Consider the following 20209-nt stretch of genomic DNA (forward strand, 5'->3'; position numbering starts at 1 on the left):
AACACCGCTGCGCCTAGTCGGCCATAACAAATTCAAGCCGGCCTGGTGCTACGCGGATATCCATGGGCACCATGCCAAGCATACGCTGAGCCATGCTGCTATCGTCTAAGCGATATATCGGCATAGTTTCCAGCATTTGCGCCACTACCCGCATAACCGTGTCGGTAACGGGCTTAAGATCACCACGGAAAAATGGTGATTCAACGCTGCTTTCCAATAGTTGTAAACGACGAAGATACACCGCCTTTTCAGCGCTGTCATAAACCGGAGCGCCCTCCAGCTTCAACGAGATATCCAATGGCAGTTTTGCCATTAAAACGGTCAGGGCTACTTGCCCTTTCAACCCTATTACGGCCACATCACGACCATCCGGGCCAAGGGTAATGTCGGCGTCATTCAAACTTAGGCTTAATGGCGAGCCGCTTTGCAACTGCTTGCGATCGTAGTCGCGCACAGCATCTTGCAGGTGCCGTTCAATCTCACCTTCGGAAACTGCATAAGGAGAAAGGCTGGCGCAACCACTGGCCAGAACGGCCAGCAAGACAATGCTCAAACAGCGTAGGGTATTCAAAATCCGATCATCAGTGTTGCCTCCGTGGGATCGGACACTATCCTGACCCACGGCTGCCAAGCGGGCAAGGCCCGCTTGGCCTTATTGGCTGGCTATTATCAGGTTGATCATAAGTTCTGCTTGGCCATCCACGGAATGATCCGATCAAACGCCGCATCCAGTTTCTCGCAGGTGGTGGAAAAACTGAAACGCAGGGCATTGGTGCAACCCTCACCAAAGGAGTCTCCCGGCACCACGCACACGCCCGTTTCTTTCAGCATCCGCAACGCCAGATCCGTTCCATCCACATGGGGGGGCAAGTCTGGAAACGCAAAAAACGCACCGCCCGGTTTATAGCCGTTCAGATGTGGGGTTTGCGCAATCAGGTCCACAATTTTGTCGCGGCGCTCGCGATAAATATTCAACATGTCGGTCACACATTGCTGATCGCCATTCAGTGCCGCAACACCGGCGAACTGCGCCGGCGTGTTCGCCACTGACGTGGTAAACATGTGGTAGCGCCGCAGCGACTTGATGGCCGCCTGACTGGAAATCACCCAGCCTACCCTCAACCCCGCCATACTGTACGTCTTGGAAAAACTACTGATGCACATGATGTTATCTAGATCCACCGCACAATTGAGCACGCTGGCGAATTCGTCGTCATCAAAAATAAAGTGGTCATACACCTCATCCGCGTACACCTGAATTCCACGATAAGCACACTCCTCCAGAATAGCTTCTACCGTTGAACGCGGATACACCGCTCCGGTGGGGTTATTCGGATTGTTCAGAATCAGCGCGAAGGTGCGCGGCCCAATCGCTCGGATAACGTCGTTTGGATCCAACTGATGGTTGTTTTCCACGTGGGTCGGCACATATTTTACCTCGCCACCGTTCATCCGGATCAGCGGCGCGTACAGCAGGAAAGACGGATCTGTCACTAGGAACTGACGCCCCGGTGCGGCAGTTGCCGCTATGGCCAGGTACATAGCCTCGGTGGCGCCATTGGTCACCAGGATGTTGTCGCGAGTAAGCTTGCGGTTGTAGCGTTTGCCATAATAGTCGCGCAGTGCTGTCACCAGTTCCGGCAGGCCCGCATCCATTGTATAGCCGGTTTGGCCAGCGTGAAGAGCATCCACGTAAGCGTCAATAATATGTTTGGGCGTGGGCAAATCAGGCTGCCCAATAGACAGATGAATCACGTCTTTCATCGTGGCCGCCAGATTCACCATACGACGAATGCCGGGTATGGGAACAGCCTGCATAGCAGGGTTCCAGCTGGCTTTGGTTTTGCGGTATTTGACGGTCCTGCTTTTGGCTTGGCTGCTTTCGTGGTTGGCGGACGCCACCATAAATTAACTCCTACAAGCTGCGACGAGGTGAGACGGAAAAGTTCCGCTGAAATTGCAGGTTAGCCTCGTTACGCAGGCTCTACAAGCACGCATCTGCAGGTTGACCCCAGCCCATGTGCTGTCCAGACTGTAAGCACGCTCGCTAATCCATTCAAGCCCCAGGGCTCAAGGGAAAAAACACTCATGGCCACACAAAAAAACCGGTGATTACCATTCTGACTGCGCCCGGTGATCCACAACCCGAGGGCTTACATGCCTTGCGGTCACGAGTAGAAATACGTCACGCCTGGGACGAGAGAACCCTAAAAAATACCTTGCCCGGTACCTCGGTAATGTTGGTCACTGATTTTCGTACCGAAGCACTGGAAGCCGCCTGGCACTGCGCCGATGAGCTGCGTTGGATTCACGCCACCAGCGCAGGCGTGGATGCGCTGATGTTCCCGGCGCTGGTGAGCAGCAAGGTGATGGTCACCAACGCCCGCGGTATTTTCGACCGCACGATTGCCGAGTATGTGTTGTGCACCATTCTCATGTTTGCCAAGGATTTCCCGGCGTCATTGCGACTTCAGTCAGCGCATCGCTGGCAGCACCGCGACACCGAAAGAGCGGAGGGCAAACACGTGCTGGTGGTGGGTGCCGGCTCCATCGGTCGACAAATTGCCCGCCTAACGAAGGCCATTGGCATGAACCCCCATGGCATCGCCCGCAGCGCCCGCTCGCAAGATGCAGACTTCATTGCGGTACACTCCAACGACCAGCTCCATGAGCAACTTGGCAAGGCTGACTACGTGGTCATTGCGGCACCGCTGACACCACAAACCGAGGGCCTTTTTGACAGCGTCGCCTTTGCCGCGATGCGCAAGGAAGCACGCCTGATTAACATTGGTCGTGGCCCGATTGTTAAGACCGATGACCTGGTCGCCGCTCTGGAACAGGGCCAGATTGCCGGTGCCGCGTTGGACGTGTTTGAGGAAGAACCGCTGCCGGCCGACCATCCGCTATGGGATCGAGAAAACGTGATCATGACGGCCCATATGGCCGGCGATTTTATTGGCTGGCGGCGGGCTCTGGTGGATCAGTTCCTGCAGAACTTCGATCGCTGGCACCAGAATAAAGAGGTGTTCAATCGCGTTGACAAAGGATTGGGCTACGCCGCCAAAGGCTAAAAATACGGCGCCGAACAAAAACAAAAAAACAAAAAAGCCGACGGCTGTGACAGCTCGTTGGCTTTTTGTTACCCGTTTTGGATTAGCTGCCCGAGAGCGACTGTTCCGACGGGTCAATCTCCATCTGCTGAATGGCAATCACAGCCTGGGTGCGATTACGCACACCCAGTTTGCGGAAAACCGCCGTAATGTGGGCTTTGATCGTGGCTTCAGACACCTCTAGATCGTAAGCGATCTGCTTATTCAACAGGCCTTCGGCCAACATACCCAACACACGAAACTGCTGAGGTGTGAGTGACGCCAGTTTCTCGGAAAAATCGGTGGCATCTGAATGCATACGTTCGATTTTGTCCGCGGCGCCCTCGGGCAACCATACATCACCCTGCAGAACGTCCTGAATGGCCTTGGTGATGGTGGGCAGCGGCGCCGATTTCGGAATAAATCCAGACGCTCCATAGTCGATTGAACGGCGTACTACCTGCAACTGCTCCGAACCCGACACCACCACCACCGGCAAGCCAGGATACTGCCCGCGCATGAACACCAGCCCAGAGAAGCCGTGAGCACCCGGCATGTTCAGATCCAGTAGCACTAGATCGGAATCCGGGTGAGCCTCTATTGCCGCTTGCAGCGCCTTGATGCTGTCAACCTCTATGGTAAAAGCATCGGGTACTGCCTGGTTCACCGCTTGCTTCAATGCTGCCCGAAACAGCGGGTGATCGTCCGCGACAATAATTGTTTGTGCCATTCCACGGTATCCTTGACGGTGCCGGCGCTTGCCGAACGATTACGTTAACTGACGGCTACTTTGACTGACGGCTGTTGATCAGATCATCGACGACGCTTGGGTCGGCCAGTGTAGACGTGTCTCCCAACTGATCGTACTCGTTGGCCGCAATTTTACGCAAAATGCGGCGCATAATCTTGCCTGATCGGGTTTTTGGCAAGCCCGTTGCCCACTGAATAACGTCCGGAGAGGCGATAGGGCCGATTTCTTTGCGCACCCATTGTACCAGCTCTTTTTTCAACTCGTCAGTCGGCTCTTCGCCCTGCATCAACGTAACATACACGTAAATGCCTTGCCCTTTGATGTCGTGGGGGTAACCTACCACTGCGGCTTCCGCTACTTTCGGATGGGACACCATGGCACTTTCTACCTCAGCGGTCCCGAGGCGGTGGCCAGATACGTTCAGCACGTCGTCAACCCTGCCGGTAATCCAGTAGTCACCATCGGCGTCACGGCGGGCGCCGTCACCGGTAAAGTACATGCCTTTGTAAGCGCTGAAGTAGGTCTGAATGAAACGTTCATGGTCGCCATAAATGGTGCGCATCTGCCCGGGCCAGCTGTCCATAATCACCAGATTGCCTTCGGCTTCGCCTTCCAGCAACGTGCCTTCTGCGTCTACCAGGGCCGGCTGAACACCGAAGAATGGCACAGTCGCAGAGCCCGGTTTCAAATCGGTAGCGCCCGGCAGAGGGGAGATCAGGATACCGCCGGTTTCGGTCTGCCACCAGGTATCGACAATCGGGCATTCGCCATTGCCAATGACCCGGTGGTACCACTTCCAGGCTTCAGGGTTGATGGGCTCACCGACCGAACCCAAAATTCTCAGGCTGCTGCGATTGGTGCCGTCCATGCAACTTTCGCCTTGAGCCATCAGTGCTCGAATCGCTGTGGGCGCGGTGTACAGGATGTTCACCTGGTGCTTGTCGACCACCTGGCCCATGCGCGAGCTATCTGGGTAATTGGGCACCCCTTCAAACAGTAGCGTAGTGGCGCCGTTAACCAAGGGGCCATACAGAATATAACTGTGTCCAGTAACCCAACCGAAGTCGGCGGTGCACCAGTACACATCACCATCGTGATAATCAAAAATGTATTGGTGGGTCATGGAGGCGTACACCAAGTAGCCGCCGGTGGTGTGTAACACACCCTTGGGCTCGCCGGTAGAACCGGAGGTGTAAAGCATGAACAGCGGATCTTCGGCGTTCATGGGCTCGGGCTTGCAGTCTGCCGATGCATTGGTCATCAGGTCTTCGTAGCGCTGGTCGCGGCCTTCTGTCCAAGCAACATCGCCGCCGGTACGAGTAACCACAATGACGGTTTTTACCGTGTGGCGGTCGTCGTTTTTAAGCGCCGCGTCAACGTTCTTCTTAAGCGGGATTTTGCGACCGGCGCGAAGGCCTTCATCGGCGGTAATCACGATATTGGATTTGCCGTTAACCACCCGGGAGCCAAGTGCTTCTGGTGAAAAACCGCCAAAGACCACCGAATGGATAGCGCCAACACGGGTACACGCCAACATAACCACCGCGGTTTCGACGATCATCGGCATATAAATGGTGACAACATCGCCTTTTTTAACCCCTTGGCTTTTCAACACGTTGGCAAATTTACACACTTGATCGTGCAGTTCGCGGTAGCTGACATTGCGGGAGTCTGACGGGTCATCGCCTTCAAAAATGATGGCGGTTTGGTCGCCACGGCTTTCCAGATGGCGGTCCAGGCAGTTGACAGAAGCGTTCAGTTCGCCATCTTCAAACCATTTGATGGACAACGCATTGTAATCGTAAGTGGTGTTTTTGACCTTGGTAAACGGCTTTATCCAGTCTACACGCTTGCCATGTTCGGCCCAGAACTGATCCGGATTTTCGATGGATTGCTTGTACATCGCCTGGTACTGGTCTTTATTAATCAGCGCGTGTTTTGCCACTTCCGGGGTTACCGGATACACCTGCTTGTCAGTCATGTTGCTCCCCTTTTTCCTGGTCTATTGTCATTATGGATTCGAAATTCAGAGCGAACGAACCTGACGGCCCGCTATCGGGATACTTATATTTCGCTACAGTTCACCACGCCAATGACCTTTTGTTGAATTAGACGAACGTACTAATTAACGTGAACGTGTGGCAAAGTTGCGAAAAATGACGCTAACAAGACGACAAATTACGAGCTTACGTCGACTTTAAATATGGCCCCAAAAACTAACGATAGCACCGGGAGCGAGGCCCAGACCGGTCATGAAACGTTCTATTCCGGGCGGCGCCGACGCGCTGAACAGCGTCTGCTGCAAAGGCTTTGGCGATATGCCGGGCTGCAGCCGCGACGTGAGCGCCTGCGGTTGCGCCGACTTTGATGCGAGCAACTGCTCTACCCTGCGCGCAATGGCATCACCACTGTCGACCCAAAACCGCACGCCGGGCGCTGCCTGCTTCAAGGCAGGCAGCAGCAGTGGATAATGCGTGCAACCCAGCACCACCGTGTCTACCCCTGCAAACTCAAACGGAGCCAGAATCTCAACCAGCCGAGACTGCGGCACGGACTCGCCTCGCGCCAGCCCCTCCGCCCAATGCACCAGGCTTCGGTGACCAATACGACACACTTGGCAGTCAGCTGCGTAATCCGCAATCAGCTGATCCAGATACGGCCTTGCCACAGTGGCCGGCGTCGCCAGTATTCCGATACGGCGATTAACACTGATCGCCGCTGCCGGTTTGATGGCTGGTACAACACCCACAACCGCCTCTGATACACATTGGCGCAACGCGGGCAACGCCACGGTACTGGCAGTATTGCAGGCTAAAACCACAATCTGGCAATCAAACTGCGAAAGAGCGCTGGTTACCAGGTTGCAGGTGCGCCTTGTGACCTCCGCCTCGGGTTTGTCGCCATAGGGAAACCCTGCGTTGTCCGCCAGATACACCAGAGGCACTTGCGGACACAGGCGTCGAATGCTGGCAGCCACGCTGAGCCCGCCTACACCCGAATCAAACACCAGCACACTGGGGAGCGACGCTTCGTTCACCGATTCGCCCTGCCCGCGATGTCCAGCAAAATTTCCTCAGCCATATCATGAATAAGCTGCCCGGAAATAGTGGTTAATGGCGGTATTGGCGGTGTGTGATCCGGCACAAACCAGCCTGCGTCTGCCAACTCATCCTGCTGCAAAACCAGTTCTCCACTTTTATAGTCAGCAAAAAACCCAGCCATCAGCTGATGGGGAAACGGCCAGGGCTGTGACAACCGATAGCGTATATTGGACACCTGCAAACCAGTCTCTTCCTCAACCTCGCGGGCCACCGCTTGCTCCAGGCTTTCGCCGGGCTCAACAAAGCCCGCAATCAGGCTGTACATGGGCCTGCGCGTGCGAGACGAACGCGCAAGCAGCATGCGCTCGCCGCGGCGAATAACCACAATCACGCAGGGCGCAACCCGCGGATACCAGGGTATTTCACACGTTTGGCACCAGCATGCGCGCGCGCGGGCGTGAATGACGGTGGCCGCGCCACAGCGTCCGCAGAACCGTTGATCGCGCCACCAATGCGCTAGCTGCACCGCGATGCTAACCAGCGCTACCGGGGCGTCATCGATGTGCAAAATCACGTCGCGCAGCAACAAGGGCTCCAAACCTGCCAGGGCACCGTCTGTCTGATTGACCACAAACAGCGGCCGGTTCTGAAACTGACCCAACGAAACCGCACTGGCGGACAGCACAGCCACCTCATCGGCGGCCACCGTCTGCAACCAACCGTTGGCGGGTTTCAGCACGATATCGCCGCTTACTCGCAACACCCAATCACCCGCTTGCAACGGCTGTAGTGACCAACCGGCAACCCAATTTGCTTCGAGCTCGCGACCGCTTTGATAGGGTGGAACGTTTCTTTTAGACATGATTACAACCCGACTCTGATATAACACCGGTGCACGCTGTTTGCGCCGGCCCTGAAAATGTTGGCTTTAATGTATCATAGCGCCTGCGGCCAAAGCACAGACAGCGCCCGCACCGTCAGCACAGAATGACGGGCCGCTTTGCCGCTGCGCGTCGCGCCGGTAAACTCGACAGCTGAATTTCAACGGAGCAACACCCCCCATGGCATTTTTCCAGGGCATTCGCCGCCTGATTCTCGCCATTTTTCGGAAAATCCTGTTTCTTTGGGTGCGCACCCAGGTCACCGGTGCCACACCCGAGGCCCTTGGCCTGAACCCGAAACAGCCAGTGTTTTACGTATTGCAATACAGCTCGCTGTCCAGTCGCCTGGTGTTAGAGCAAGAAGTTCTGCGCGCAGGTTTGCCCCACGATGCCCGCAAGAAAACGCCGAAGTCTGCTGCCGTGCCTTGGTTTGTTTTTCTGTACCACCGCGTGGGCAGGCTTCTTCGAGGCGGGCGCCAAACACTGGTAGCTACTGATAACTTCAAGGCGGTGGTTCGGCACGCTATCAGAAACCCCGATCAAGATTGGCATATTGTTCCGGTATCACTGTTCTGGGGGCGCTCGCCGGAAAAAGAAAAGTCGCTATTCAAACTTTTGCTATCAGACACTTGGTCGGTGGTTGGCCGTTTGCAAAAGTTTTTAATCATTCTGGTGAACGGCCGCAACACTTACGTACAGTTCGACAAAGCGCTGCGCCTACAGCCGCTGTTGGAGGAATATCGCGACAGCGAAGAACTGGCCAGCCGCAAGCTAGCGCGGCTGCTGCGCACTCACTTTCGCCGGGTTCGCCAAGCCGTATTAGGACCAGACCTGTCGCACCGCCGCACACTGGTCGAAGATCTATTGCGCACACAGGCCGTGAAGCAGGCCGTCCGTGACATAGCCGCGCAGAAAAACATGGCCGAAGACAAAGCGCAGCTTAAAGCCTACAAATACGCCGACGAAATCGCCGCCAACATGTCGGTAGCGACCGTCCGCGTGATGGACGTATTACTAACCTGGCTGTGGAATCGCATTTATAACGGCGTTTCAGTGAATAATATTCAAGTCGTCAGAGATGTAGCCCGAGACAACGCAGTTATCTACGTACCCTGCCACCGCTCTCACATTGACTACCTGTTGCTGTCATATGTGCTTTACCAGAACGGTCTGGTACCACCGCACATAGCGGCGGGTATCAACCTGAACATGCCGCTGGTAGGCTCCATACTGCGCCGCGGTGGCGCTTTTTTTATGCGCCGCAGCTTCCGCGACAACCCGCTGTACGCCACCGTGTTCAACGAATACATGCACGTTATGCTGACCCGCGGCTACTCCCTGGAATACTTCGTGGAGGGCGGGCGCAGTCGCACCGGCCGCATGCTGCAGCCACGGCTCGGTATGCTGGCGATGACGGTGCGCAGCTTTTTGCGCAATCACCAGAAGCCTATTGTGTTTGTACCCGTTTACGTAGGCTATGAAAAAGTGATGGAAGGCCGTTCGTATTTGGGCGAGCTAAGGGGCAAGAAAAAACAGAAAGAGAGCGTTTTTGGCCTCGCCAAAACCGTACGCAAACTCAATAATTCCTTCGGCCGGGTTGCCCTTAATTTCGGCGATGCCATCCCCTTGGCCGAGGTGCTGGACCACACTCAGAGCGACTGGCGCGAACTATCCTATGGCACCGATTACCAGCCGCCCTGGCTAAACCAGGCCGTCAGCGTGTTGTCTGCGCGCGTCGCGCAGAACATCAATGCGGCGGTCGCGGTCAATCCCATTGGCATGACCGCGACCGTGCTGCTGGGCAACGAACGCCCGGCCATGGGTGAAACCCAGCTGGTTCGCTTGATGGACCAGTGCGCAGACCTTCTGCGAGCTTGCCCTTACGCCGACACGGTTACCCTGCCCGATGGCAGCGGCAGCGACTGGCTGGCGTATTCCGAAGCCATGGGACTGGTAGGCCGTCAGCCGCAAAAGCTGGGGGACATTATCGTTCTGCAAGGCAGTAACGCGATTCTGATGACCTATTATCGCAACAACATTCAGCACCTGTTTGCCCTGCCTTCACTGATTGCCTGCCTGTTCGAAAATCGCCACTCACTGGCGCGGAAAAACATCGTGTTTCTGGCCAGCATCGCCTATCCCTATTTGCAGAGCGAGCTGTTCCTGAAGTACCAAGGCGATGAGCAGGTCACCCATATCATAAACCGCTGGCTGGACGTTCTGATCGCCCAAGGGCTGTTGCTAATGCAAGAGGATGGGCGGATTGCACGACCGGTTGACGGCACGGATGCCATGGTGCGGCTCCGCTTACTGTCGCGGTTTATCATCCAGACGCTAGAGCGCTATCACATTGTGGTGGGTATATTACGCCGCTACGGCTCAGGTAAAATCACCACAGAGGCACTGGAGGAGCAAAGCACTCTTCTAGCTGAGCGTATGTCCATTCTGTTTGGTCTGAATGCCCCAGAGTTTTTTGACAAAAACCTGTTTCGCCACTTTATTGCCGCATTGCAGAGCAACGACGTCATTAGCACTGACGAACACGGGGTCATTTATTACGACGACAGTCTGGACAAAGTCGCCAAAGATGCGCGACTGGTGCTCAGCGTAGAAAAACAGCAGGCCATTGAAAACGTTACCCGCATGGGGATTTAAAAGCAGAGATTCAGGGTAGAGCTCGTAAACTGTAAATATCGTAACGACTGCTCTTGCCTTCTACCCGGGTGGTGGGTGTGGCGCCATCTATAGCCGGCGCTTTGCGCGGGCGTTTGACCACCACACGGTAGCGCGCGGCGTTTAGCGCTAGCTTAAGCAACTGTGGCGTGTCTTCATCTTGCCCGACGAGGTGGCGGAACACCTGCATTTCCTTTTTTACCAGAGCGGTTTTGTCTTGGTGGGGAAACATTGGGTCCAGATAAATGACATCCGCCAACGCATGTTCCGGCTCGCCGGATTCGGCCTGCCTTAAAAAATCCAGACTACTGCCGCCACGCAGGTCCATGCGCGCAACTACCGGCGCGCACTCAACGTTGAGTGCCGCGCGGGCCAAACCGTCTTGCAGCAGGGCGTGAATAACGGGGTGACGTTCAAACAGAGTCAACCTGCAGCCTAGGCCTGCCAGAATAAAAGCGTCTTGGCCCAGGCCTGCAGTGGCATCCAGCACGTGCAAAGGGGTGCGGGTTTTATGCAAACCCACCGCCCGCGCCACCAGTTGCCCGGTGCCACCGCCGTGTTCGCGACGAAAGCCTATTTTGCCGCTAACGAATTCGGCTCGGACGGGGCCCGGCGCGCCCTTCCCCGTTAACTGCAGGGCCAGCCCCTGCTCATTAAGGGTCAGCAGCAAGGGAACACTCGTCACGCGGCGTGGATCTGTGGTGGCCACCATAGATACACCTAGCTCCGTTGCCAACTCCATTGCAAGATGCTTGTCGCCTAGAGCAGAACAGGCTACGGCCAGAGAATCCTGCATTATTCGCGGCCAGGCAGTTTTTGCCAGGTTACTTCGTCGCGCAGGTACACAGGCTGGGCCTGCTCTGCCGAAACACCGGCACCCAGGGCAAACTGTTTAGCAGCCAGGCGGGCAACGCACGCAGCTCTTGGCACCAAATCAACACTGGGCAAGGCCGTCAGCGCAGAGGTCACAGCCACAGGCATCTGTTCGCTCAACGCCCAACCGGAACCCGCACCAAGCCAATCGGCGTTATCAGCCCTGGCATGAGCACCTCCAACGTCGCCGGCAGAGCTTTCTGCTGCGGGCATTGCCAGCGCGACTGGTGCGCAAACCCGCTCTTTTCCAAGCAATACCGGTGCGCCATCAAGCAACTGATAACAGCCCCAGTAAACTTCGCCCATACGTGCGTCAAAGGCCACCGCCACGCGCTGGCCTTGAGCCGCATTTGCCTGGGTCAGAGCATCCAAAGCAACGGCCGCCAATGATGACACCGGTATTGCCGGTATATTCAGGCCCCATGCCAGGCCTTGCACTACGCCGGTGGCAATACGCAACCCGGTAAACGAACCCGGCCCGCAGGCGAAAGCGACTGCATCAAGGTCAGCAGGCTGCAGCCCGTGTTCCTTCAGCAGGCTTCGAACCATAGGCATCAGCAAGCGAGTATGGCCCCGTGGCGCAATTTCAAAACGCTCATGGGCTAAACCCTCCTCTGCACTGCCCAGCCAAAGAGCCGCCGAACAGCCTGCGCCCGAAGTGTCTAGTGCCAGTAATTTCATTGACTTACGTCAGCTTGGCGCTGATCTGGGCGCGAATATCGTCCAGACTGCCAACGCCTTCAACTTGAACATAACGTGGCGCGCCGTTCGCATCTTTGGCAACCCAATCCCGGTAGTAACCGATAAGTGGAGCCGTTTGCTGATGATAAATACCCAGGCGTTTGCGCACAGTTTCTTCACTATCGTCCTCACGCTGAATCAACGCTTCGCCGGTTTCGTTGTCTTTGTCTTCCACTTTTGGTGCATCGTATTTGACGTGATAGATGCGGCCACTGCTTTCGTGCACGCGCCGGCCTGACAGGCGGCTGACAATTTCCTCATCGGCCACGGTGATCTCAACCACGTAATCGATAGCGATGCCCTGGTTTTTCAGCGCTTCAGCCTGAGGAATGGTGCGCGGAAAACCGTCGAGCAGAAAGCCGTTTTTGCAATCTGCTTTCTGGATACGCTCGTCAATCAAAGCAATGATGATGTCGTCTGACACCAAACCACCCGAGGCCATTACTTCCTTGACCTTACTTCCCAGATCCGACTCGGCCTTAACCGCGGCGCGCAACATGTCGCCAGTTGAGATCTGAGGAATATCAAACCTCTCTGTCATGAACTGAGCTTGTGTACCCTTCCCAGCGCCCGGGGCGCCCAACATGATGATGCGCATAGTTTATGCTCCTGAAATGATGAATAATTTGAAAAAGCTATGGCAAAAACAGGTGCTTTTGCCGCAGCCTCTCGACTTTTTTTACCCAAGTTAAGGGTTGAGGGTGGCGCATTATACGAAGTCGAGCCGGCAAGCGAAAGCCGACCTCAGTATCATGCCCGTTTGTATACAGTGGAATACCGAAATAAAATCCGCCTTGGCCCTGTCGTCATGAGAAGAGCGTTGATAGATGGGAAGAAAAGCGATAAAGAAAAATAAAGATGAGTCAGGAACAGTCAACCGTGGTCCGCGCTGTTAACTTAGCGCCGCCGCCACCGCGTCGAGATCATCGGCCACATCGGCAATTTCCCGCCGGGCCTGGTCCAGATCGCTCTGTTCCAAGCCCAGCTTAGCGGCCAGAGCGACGGTATCGTCGGGGACAAATTCATCACCAATACCGATGTCTTTAAGAAGGGCGTTTGCCAGTATCACTGCATTCACATAAAGTTGATGCTCGCCGCTGTATTCGCCGCACTGGTGCATGGCTGCCGCCTTTATGACCGGTCCCGGCAAATTCCACAGCCGATGCAGAACACCACCAATGGTGCCGTGGCCCACAGCCATCATGGCTTGATCAGCTCCGCCGAATATCTCCTGCTCCAATTGTTGCATACTGGCGTCTGGTTCGGCGTCACGCAACTCGCTGAGGCGAGCGTACTCTGCCGGAAACAAATGCCCGATAAGAAGCAGCCCAAAATTATGCAAAAGCCCACACATATAGGCCATACCGGATTCGGCGCCGCAGCGACGGGCCAGGCTGGCGCTCAGAAAAGCGCAATACAAGGAATGGCGCCAAAATTGGTCAACCCCTAGCGGCCCCTCACGGGGCACATCAAAAGATTTTACTGCGGCAATACCCATAGCCACATGGGCGACCCGCTCAAATCCCAACACGCGTGCAACCGCATCCTGCACCGAATTGATCTGGCCGCGATAGCCGAACAGCGCCGAGCGGGCGTAACGCAGCAGTTGCGCAGTCATGCTTGGATCTAGCTCAATCACTTCGGCCAACTGTTTTGCAGTCGCCTCTGGTTTGGCCGTCAGTTCCAGGATCCGAAAAGCCAAAGCCGGCATCGGCGGCAGTCGATACAGCTTTTGCAGCCTGGCAGCAATCTGATCCAGCGTTAGCTGGTTTGTGCTGACATCAAGCGCCAACTCTTTAACCAGCGGCCCTTTGCGGGCTCCAGCCAAAGCCAAACGCAGGCCGCGCCCCTCTAGCACCAAAAGCCGGCCATTGGAGCCACTGGTGAAGATCGCCTGGGGCAAGTCGTCCATCTGGCTGTCTGCTAGCATAGGCAAATCGTAAGCTGCCCCCAGCGGCGGCAGAAAACCCGAATCGCAGTCGTCAAACAGACGGACAACCTGGCGTTCAGTCAGCACCTGCATCTGACGCCCCGTCAGCCGGTATACCGCGGCTAGATCTACCTCGCCATTCAGGCGGTGGGTGATCATTAGTGCACCCTTGCTGTCAATCAGCACCGTGCCAGTAATGACCATCGACAGCGACTGACCGGCGGCACTGACGGCCGCTTCCAAGGTGGCCGCCGACAGCAAGCCCTGCGTCTGGAACGCAATTGCCTTGCGAGCCAGAAACAGTTCAATTCGCGTTGCAGATTGCAAAATTCAACTCCAGCGATGTGCGTTACAAAAATGGCGGAGGTATTTTCGACATCTTAACCGGTGTTGCGCATACCCGCTGAGATCCCTGCCATGGTGACCTTTAGAGCCCTCTCAACCAATTCCGGCACTTTCCCGTTACGGTCGCCATCATCGCCGCCTTTGCCCTCACTTTGGCGCTCACGCCGCAGCAGTTCTGCCTGCAGATAATGCAATGGATCGGTATACGGATTACGCACATTCATAGAATGAGCAAATACTGGCTCGTCTGCCAGCAGGTGGTCTTGTTGTTTCAATTCCAGCACCCGATGAATGCAGCGGCTCAAGCGCTGGCGCAGATTTTCACCCAGGGCCCGCAACGCCGGGTCGTCCACCAAGGTCTGCTCGTAATAGCTGGCGATGCGCAGGTCGGCCTTTGCCAAAACCATCTCCAGCATATCGATGTAGGTGCGGAAGAACGGCCAACCCGCCATCATTTCCCGCAACTGGTCTATACGCTGATCTTCGGCGGCGGCTTCCAGAGCGACGTCGCTGCCCAGCCAAGCCGGCAGCATCAGCCGCATTTGAGTCCAGGCAAATATCCAGGGTATGGCTCTTAGGCTTTCAACGCCACCACCGGCTTTGCGCCGCGCCGGGCGACTGCCCAAGGCCAGCTTGCCCAGCGCCTGCTCCGGGGTAACCTGTCGGAAATAAAGCACAAATTGCGGGTCGTCCCGCACCACGTCGCGATAAGCCTTTAACGAGCGCTCAGTCAACCAGTTCATGGTTTCTCGCCAACCGTCTTTGGGCTGGGGCGGCGGCGCCAGTGTGGCCTCGATGACCGCAGTGGTGTAAAGCGTCAGACTTTGCACGGCAAGATCCGGCATGCCGAATTTGAAGCGAATCATCTCGCCCTGCTCGGTAATGCGAAAGCTGCCGTTGACCGATCCCGGCGGCTGCGAAAGGATCGCCCGGTTAGCCGGGCCGCCTCCACGACCAACCGTACCGCCACGGCCGTGGAACAAGGTCAAGCGCATATCGTATTCTGCAGCCACTTTTGTCAGCGCTTCCTGGGCTTGGTACTGGGCCCATGCAGCCATCATCTGGCCAGCATCTTTTGACGAATCGGAATAGCCGATCATGACTTCCTGCTTGCCGTCACAGTATTCGCGATACCAGTCAATCTGATAAAGCTCGGTCATGCTTTGCGGCGCGCCACTCAGGTCATTCAATGTTTCAAATAGCGGTACAACCGCCATTGGATACTGCATGCCCGCCTCGCGCAGCAGCAGAATAACGCTCAGCACATCGGACGGCTTACTGGCCATGGAAATCACATAAGAGCCCAACGCCTGCGGCGTTTGCTCGGCCACTACCTTGCAGGTAGCCAACACTTCCTGCACTGCTTCACTGGGCTGCCAGTTACGCGGAATCAGCGGGCGACGGCCTTTAAGCTCGCGCACCAGAAACGCCTGACGTTCTACTTCTGACCAGGCTTGATAGTCCCCAAGCCCCAGATAACCCACAATTTCGGCCACAGCCTCAGCGTGGCGGGCCGCTTCCTGACGAATATCGAGACGGCTCAGCGGCAAACCAAAGGTATGGGCGCGGCGAATAGTGTCCAGCAGCGGTCCATTGGCAATGTACTCAAGACCACATTCAACCAGTGAGCGGTAGCACAGCTCCAAGGGTTCAGTGAACTCACTGTTGGCGAACAATATGCCGTTGCTGTCGGCGTCAGCACCACTAATACTGGCTTCCGCCCAGTCACGGGTGCGGCTAAGCTGGTCGCGTAGCTCGCCCAGAATTTGGCGATAAGGCTCACGGGTATCGCCTACCCTTGCCCGCAGCTCATCGCTGGCCTGCCACATAGACAGTTCGGCGCGCAGCGCTGTGATGTCTTTCATATACAGATCTGCAGCCATCCAGCGGCCCAGCAAAAACACCTTGCGCGTAACCTGGTGGGTGACGTTAGGGTTGCCGTCACGGTCACCGCCCATCCAGGACGCTACCCGCACCGGAGTGGCTTGCAGCGGCAGGCCTTTACCGGTGGCTTCCACCAGAGCAGTATCCAGACTTTCGAGGAATCTTGGTAACGCTGTCCACAGGCTGTTTTCGATCACCGCAAAGCCCCATTTGGCTTCGTCTACCGCAGTGGGGCGATCGTAACGAATTTCATCGGTGTGCCAGGCCTCGGCAATCAGCCGGGTCAAACGGCGCACGATTCCGTCGCGCTCGCTGGGCATCAGATCCTGGTGGTCCAGCTGCTCCAGGCAGTCGGACATGTCGTCGTACTTCATAATCAGTGTGCGGCGGGTCACTTCTGTTGGGTGAGCTGTCAGCACAAACTCCACCCGCAAATTGACCACCTGACGGTGCAGTTCGTCAGCGCTTATGCCGCCAGCTAACAGACGCTGAAACACTTCGGAGAATGATTCCACCATCAGATCAGCGCTGTGACCGCGATTGCGACGGATGCCATGATATTGCTCGGCCAGGTTGGCCAGGTTCAGAAATTGGTTAAAAGCCCGAGTCACCGGCAGGATTTCATCGTCGCCCAGTTGGCCCAACAAATTCACCAGGCGTTGGCCCGAGCCACTTTCCTGGAGCCGGTCTGCTTTGGCAGCAGCTCGCACTTGTTCAATTGTGTCAAAGCACTGCTGCCCGGGATGCTGGCGTATACTCTGACCTAACAGCTCTCCCAGCATCCTCACGTTTTCCCGCAAATCCGGATGTAATTCAGTCACATTGGCATCCTTTTGTCCTATTTAGGGCAGTATCAGACTTGTTCCTCATTAAGATACTAAGGAACCACTGCCGAAGTCTATGCGGCTTGACCGTGTCAGCGCTGACGCTCTACACCTTTCACTGACTGCCAGATGGCGTCCAGCGCCTCTAGGGTTTCGCTGTCTATATCACGGCCCTGAGCCAAAAGCTCGGCTTCGATAGCGCGAAAACGCGCTTCAAATTTATGATTGGTGCGTTTCAAAGCCTGCTCCGGGTTCACCTTCATAAAGCGCGCCAGATTCACGCACACGAACATCACATCACCCAGCTCGTCTTCCAGGGCGTCGCGTTCGCCGCTGCCGTCATAGGCGGCCTGCCAGGCTTCTTTCAGCTCATCAATCTCTTCGTGCAGTTTGTCGAACACTGGGGCAATATCGGGCCAGTCAAAGCCGTGGCGAGCAGCCCGATTTTGCAGCTTTTCAGCCCGCGCCATGGCCGGTAGAGTCCGGGCAATAGCGTCCAGACGCCCCGTAGGTTCGGCGCTATAAGGCGCAGGCTTTAGCGACCGTTCTTCTGCCTTGATGCGTTCCCAGCTCTGTTTGATCCAGTCTTCGTCTGGACGATTGTGTGGGTCAATCCGGCTCACCAGCGTGCCTTCAGGGAACACATGGGGGTGGCGACGGATCAGTTTACACACCAGATTGTCCACCACCGAGTCAAAATCGAAATGCTGCGATTCCTGCCCGATCTGGCTGTAAAAAATGACCTGAAACAGCAGGTCACCCAGCTCGTCTTCCAGGTTGGGATAATCCTCGCGTTCGATGGCGTCAGCCACTTCGTAGGCTTCTTCCAAGGTGTGGGGCACGATGGACGCAAACGTCTGGCGGGCATCCCAAGGGCAACCGGTGTCTGGATCGCGTAGGCGAACCATCAGGGTTTTCAAGTCGTCCAGCGAATAGCTCATCAGCGTTTTCTCTTAGCCTCAATGACGTTGGGTAGGTTGCGAATCTGGGACAGCAGTTTGGCCAGTTGTTCCAAGTCGGAGATTTCTACAGTGACCGTCAGGTTGGCCGTGTTGTCGTCACGATTGCTCTGGGTGTGTAACGCCAGCACATCGCAGCGTGATGCCGACAGCACTTGGGTGATATCGCGCAAAAGGCCCGAACGGTCATAAGCGTCAACGCTGATATCCACCGGGTATACCGAGGCTTGGCGCCCGCCCCAGCTGACCTCGATAATGCGGTGTGGCTCTGTTTCCACCAGACCCATATAGGTGTTGCAGTCCTGCTGGTGGACGGTCACACCACGGCCAACGGTGATGTAGCCGCCAATATCATCCCCCGGTAGGGGCTTACAGCATTTAGCCACCTGGGTTTTCAGCTGCCCCACACCCACAATGCGAATGTCAGATTCGGTATCGTAGGCTTTGCTTTGCTTGCGCAGCTTCAGTTCGGGCTGTTCATGTTTTGGCTCCAGCATTTGCTGGGCCAAATTGGCCACTTGGGCCGGGCGCAGGTCGCCCGCGCCAATGGCTGCACACATGTCTTCAGCGCTGTGGTAGTTCACTTTCTTGGCGAGCAGTTCCAGATTGCAGTCGTGCAATGACAAACGCTTGAATTCGTCGTCAAGAATGGTGCGGCCATCACTGATATTGCGACCGCGGTCTTGCTGTTTAAACCAACTAATGACCTTGGCGCGGGAGCGCGAACTCCGAATGTAACCCAGGTTGGGGTTGAGCCAGTCGCGGCTGGGCGTCGCACTTTTAGACGTCAGTATGAACACCTGGTCGCCAGTTTTCAGCGGGTAGATCAAGGGCACAATACGCCCGTTGATGCGCGCGCCTCGGCAAGCGTGACCAACTTCTGTATGTACCCGGTAAGCAAAGTCTACGGCGGTGGAACCCTGAGGCAGATCAACCACGTGACCCTCAGGCGTAAACACGTAAACCCGATCTGATGTCACCTCGGATTTCAGGTGCTCCGCCAAGCCGGACTGATCGCCCAGCTCCTCTTGCCACTCCAGCACCTGGCGCAGCCAGTTTATTTTGGCATCGTAACCGGTGGATTTGTTTTTTGTGTCAGTACCTTTATAAAGCCAATGGGCGCAAACACCCAGTTCGGCTTCTTCGTGCATGTCATGGGTGCGAATCTGCACTTCCATCACCTTGCCTTCCGGGCCGATGACCGCGGTGTGCAGAGACTGGTAACCATTTTCTTTAGCGTTAGCGATGTAGTCGTCAAATTCGTTAGGAATATGGCGCCAAAGGCTGTGGACTATGCCCAACACGGCGTAACAGTCGCGCACCTCCGGCACCAGAATACGCACCGCGCGCACGTCGTACACCTGGCTGAAATCAATGCTTTTTCTGCGCATTTTGCGCCAGATGCTATAGATGTGTTTAACGCGGCCCGACACATCGCCTTTGATGCCGGTGCTGCCCAGCTCTGACTCCAGCGCAGCCACGGCCCGTTTGATGTAGCTTTCCCGATTCAGGCGCTTTTCATCCAACAGATTGGCAATCTTCTTGTAAGCGGTTTCGTGCAGGTAGCGGAAAGACAGGTCTTCCAGCTCCCATTTGATGTAGCCAATGCCCAGCCGGTGCGCCAACGGGGCGTATATATCAAATACTTCCCGCGCAACCCGCATGCGCTTTTCCGGCAGTGCGTCTTTCACTTCGCGAATGGCGCAGGTGCGTTCAGCGAGTTTGATCAGCGCAACCCGCACGTCGTCAACCATGGTCACAAGCATTTTACGCACGTTGTCGAGCTGACCTTCGCTCTGGCCCAAAACGTTGCCTTTCAGGGGGTGATGGATAGACGAAATCGCCGCCATTTGCAGCACGCCTTTGATCAGGCCAGCCACTTCGTCGCCAAACTCTTTACGCACAGCTTCCAGCGTTACCCGTTCTTCGCGTACAGCGCGATACAGCACAGCAGCCGTCAGACTGGCCTGATCCAGGTGCAGTTCTGCCAGCACTCGAGCCATTTCAATGCCGGTACGGAAACTGCTGGCGCCAGGGGTCCATTGTCGGTCTTCCCGATAGGCCTGAAGGTCTATCGCCGCGGATCTTTCGCAAGCTTGGCGCAGCAGACTGTCATCCTCAAGTCGGGTCTGCTCAGCCAGCTGGCGCACGCAGTGAGCAATGTCTACTTCACCGCTGCCGGTTACGGCGTAATCTTCGCGAACTTTTACCATGTCGA

Annotated in this window: 16 protein-coding genes; 3 read left to right on the plus strand and 13 right to left on the minus strand. The window is 56.0% G+C overall.

Translation table 11 applies throughout. The annotated features are described in order from the left end of the window. Positions 1 to 13: 13 nt before the first annotated feature. Together ABA45_RS12410 and ABA45_RS12415 are read right to left on the minus strand one after the other, a co-directional pair. Positions 14 to 571, minus strand: coding sequence for a DUF1439 domain-containing protein (locus ABA45_RS12410; RefSeq protein WP_227506026.1), 558 nt, complete (start codon positions 569 to 571; stop codon positions 14 to 16). Positions 572 to 678: 107 nt separating this feature from the next. Then, positions 679 to 1905, minus strand: a complete 1227-nt coding sequence (locus ABA45_RS12415; RefSeq protein WP_048386559.1) for a pyridoxal phosphate-dependent aminotransferase — start codon at positions 1903 to 1905, stop codon at positions 679 to 681. A 149-nt stretch (positions 1906 to 2054) separates the two neighbouring features. On the opposite strand from ABA45_RS12415, the gene ABA45_RS12420 reads away from it, so the two are divergent. After that, positions 2055 to 3071 (plus strand): D-2-hydroxyacid dehydrogenase, encoded by a 1017-nt coding sequence (locus tag ABA45_RS12420; RefSeq protein ID WP_048386560.1) that lies wholly within the window; start codon positions 2055 to 2057, stop codon positions 3069 to 3071. An 82-nt stretch (positions 3072 to 3153) separates the two neighbouring features. Here ABA45_RS12420 and ABA45_RS12425 read toward each other — a convergent pair whose 3' ends face one another. The 4 genes from ABA45_RS12425 to nudC all read right to left on the minus strand — a co-directional run bounded on the left by ABA45_RS12425 (position 3154) and on the right by nudC (position 7743). Further along, on the minus strand, positions 3154 to 3819 hold the full coding sequence (locus tag ABA45_RS12425) for a LuxR C-terminal-related transcriptional regulator (RefSeq protein WP_048386562.1): 666 nt from the start codon (positions 3817 to 3819) through the stop codon (positions 3154 to 3156). Positions 3820 to 3874: 55 nt separating this feature from the next. Next, positions 3875 to 5821, minus strand: a complete 1947-nt coding sequence (gene acs, locus ABA45_RS12430; protein WP_048386564.1) for an acetate--CoA ligase — start codon at positions 5819 to 5821, stop codon at positions 3875 to 3877. A 216-nt stretch (positions 5822 to 6037) separates the two neighbouring features. Beyond that, positions 6038 to 6877 carry a glutamate racemase gene (gene murI / locus ABA45_RS12435; RefSeq protein ID WP_048386565.1) on the minus strand — a complete coding sequence of 280 codons (840 nt, stop codon included), beginning with the start codon at positions 6875 to 6877 and terminating at the stop codon, positions 6038 to 6040. Then, on the minus strand, positions 6874 to 7743 hold the full coding sequence (gene nudC / locus ABA45_RS12440) for an NAD(+) diphosphatase (protein WP_048386567.1): 870 nt from the start codon (positions 7741 to 7743) through the stop codon (positions 6874 to 6876). The genes murI and nudC overlap by 4 nt, the downstream gene beginning before the upstream one ends. A 199-nt stretch (positions 7744 to 7942) precedes the next feature. Here nudC and plsB point away from each other — a divergent pair, with 199 nt between their 5' ends. Continuing rightward, the gene (plsB, locus tag ABA45_RS12445) at positions 7943 to 10417 is read left to right on the plus strand and encodes a glycerol-3-phosphate 1-O-acyltransferase PlsB (RefSeq protein ID WP_048386568.1); all 2475 of its coding nucleotides are present in this window, start codon (positions 7943 to 7945) and stop codon (positions 10415 to 10417) included. A 10-nt stretch (positions 10418 to 10427) separates the two neighbouring features. Here plsB and ABA45_RS12450 read toward each other — a convergent pair whose 3' ends face one another. Genes ABA45_RS12450 through adk form a run of 3 tightly spaced genes read right to left on the minus strand, consistent with a single transcriptional unit; the run spans position 10428 to position 12647 of the window. Continuing rightward, positions 10428 to 11231, minus strand: coding sequence for a class I SAM-dependent methyltransferase (locus tag ABA45_RS12450; RefSeq protein ID WP_048386570.1), 804 nt, complete (start codon positions 11229 to 11231; stop codon positions 10428 to 10430). Next, the gene (gene tsaB, locus ABA45_RS12455; RefSeq protein WP_048386572.1) at positions 11231 to 11989 is read right to left on the minus strand and encodes a tRNA (adenosine(37)-N6)-threonylcarbamoyltransferase complex dimerization subunit type 1 TsaB; all 759 of its coding nucleotides are present in this window, start codon (positions 11987 to 11989) and stop codon (positions 11231 to 11233) included. Before tsaB ends, ABA45_RS12450 begins: the two co-directional genes overlap by 1 nt. Before the next feature lie 4 nt (positions 11990 to 11993). Further along, complete coding sequence (adk, locus tag ABA45_RS12460; RefSeq protein ID WP_048386574.1) at positions 11994 to 12647, minus strand: adenylate kinase; 654 nt, start codon at positions 12645 to 12647, stop codon at positions 11994 to 11996. Positions 12648 to 12686: 39 nt separating this feature from the next. On the opposite strand from adk, the gene ABA45_RS18925 reads away from it, so the two are divergent. Then, positions 12687 to 12905 carry a hypothetical protein gene (locus tag ABA45_RS18925; protein ID WP_157035551.1) on the plus strand — a complete coding sequence of 73 codons (219 nt, stop codon included), beginning with the start codon at positions 12687 to 12689 and terminating at the stop codon, positions 12903 to 12905. A 36-nt stretch (positions 12906 to 12941) separates the two neighbouring features. On the opposite strand, the gene ABA45_RS12465 is transcribed toward ABA45_RS18925, so the two are convergent. From ABA45_RS12465 to relA, 4 genes are all read right to left on the minus strand, one after another. Next, positions 12942 to 14306 (minus strand): HDOD domain-containing protein, encoded by a 1365-nt coding sequence (locus ABA45_RS12465; RefSeq protein ID WP_048386575.1) that lies wholly within the window; start codon positions 14304 to 14306, stop codon positions 12942 to 12944. A gap of 53 nt (positions 14307 to 14359) precedes the next feature. Beyond that, the gene (gene ppc / locus ABA45_RS12470; RefSeq protein ID WP_084708341.1) at positions 14360 to 17029 is read right to left on the minus strand and encodes a phosphoenolpyruvate carboxylase; all 2670 of its coding nucleotides are present in this window, start codon (positions 17027 to 17029) and stop codon (positions 14360 to 14362) included. Between the two features lie 95 nt (positions 17030 to 17124). Next, on the minus strand, positions 17125 to 17973 hold the full coding sequence (gene mazG, locus ABA45_RS12475; protein ID WP_048386579.1) for a nucleoside triphosphate pyrophosphohydrolase: 849 nt from the start codon (positions 17971 to 17973) through the stop codon (positions 17125 to 17127). Continuing rightward, a complete protein-coding gene (gene relA / locus ABA45_RS12480) occupies positions 17973 to 20204 on the minus strand; it encodes a GTP diphosphokinase (protein WP_048386582.1) in 2232 nt (743 codons plus the stop codon). Before relA ends, mazG begins: the two co-directional genes overlap by 1 nt. Between the last annotated feature and the right edge of the window lie 5 nt (positions 20205 to 20209).

Source organism: Marinobacter psychrophilus, from assembly GCF_001043175.1.
Taxonomy (GTDB): domain Bacteria; phylum Pseudomonadota; class Gammaproteobacteria; order Pseudomonadales; family Oleiphilaceae; genus Marinobacter; species Marinobacter psychrophilus.

Coding starts and splice junctions, on each gene's coding strand:
- ABA45_RS12415 (WP_048386559.1), bottom strand. CDS start 1,905: ATGGTGGCGTCCGCCAACCACGAAAGCAGCCAAGCCAAAAGCAGGACC.
- ABA45_RS12425 (WP_048386562.1), bottom strand. CDS start 3,819: ATGGCACAAACAATTATTGTCGCGGACGATCACCCGCTGTTTCGGGCA.
- acs (WP_048386564.1), bottom strand. CDS start 5,821: ATGACTGACAAGCAGGTGTATCCGGTAACCCCGGAAGTGGCAAAACAC.
- nudC (WP_048386567.1), bottom strand. CDS start 7,743: ATGTCTAAAAGAAACGTTCCACCCTATCAAAGCGGTCGCGAGCTCGAA.
- plsB (WP_048386568.1), top strand. CDS start 7,943: ATGGCATTTTTCCAGGGCATTCGCCGCCTGATTCTCGCCATTTTTCGG.
- ABA45_RS12450 (WP_048386570.1), bottom strand. CDS start 11,231: ATGCAGGATTCTCTGGCCGTAGCCTGTTCTGCTCTAGGCGACAAGCAT.
- tsaB (WP_048386572.1), bottom strand. CDS start 11,989: ATGAAATTACTGGCACTAGACACTTCGGGCGCAGGCTGTTCGGCGGCT.
- adk (WP_048386574.1), bottom strand. CDS start 12,647: ATGCGCATCATCATGTTGGGCGCCCCGGGCGCTGGGAAGGGTACACAA.
- ABA45_RS18925 (WP_157035551.1), top strand. CDS start 12,687: ATGGCAAAAACAGGTGCTTTTGCCGCAGCCTCTCGACTTTTTTTACCC.
- mazG (WP_048386579.1), bottom strand. CDS start 17,973: ATGAGCTATTCGCTGGACGACTTGAAAACCCTGATGGTTCGCCTACGC.
- relA (WP_048386582.1), bottom strand. CDS start 20,204: ATGGTAAAAGTTCGCGAAGATTACGCCGTAACCGGCAGCGGTGAAGTA.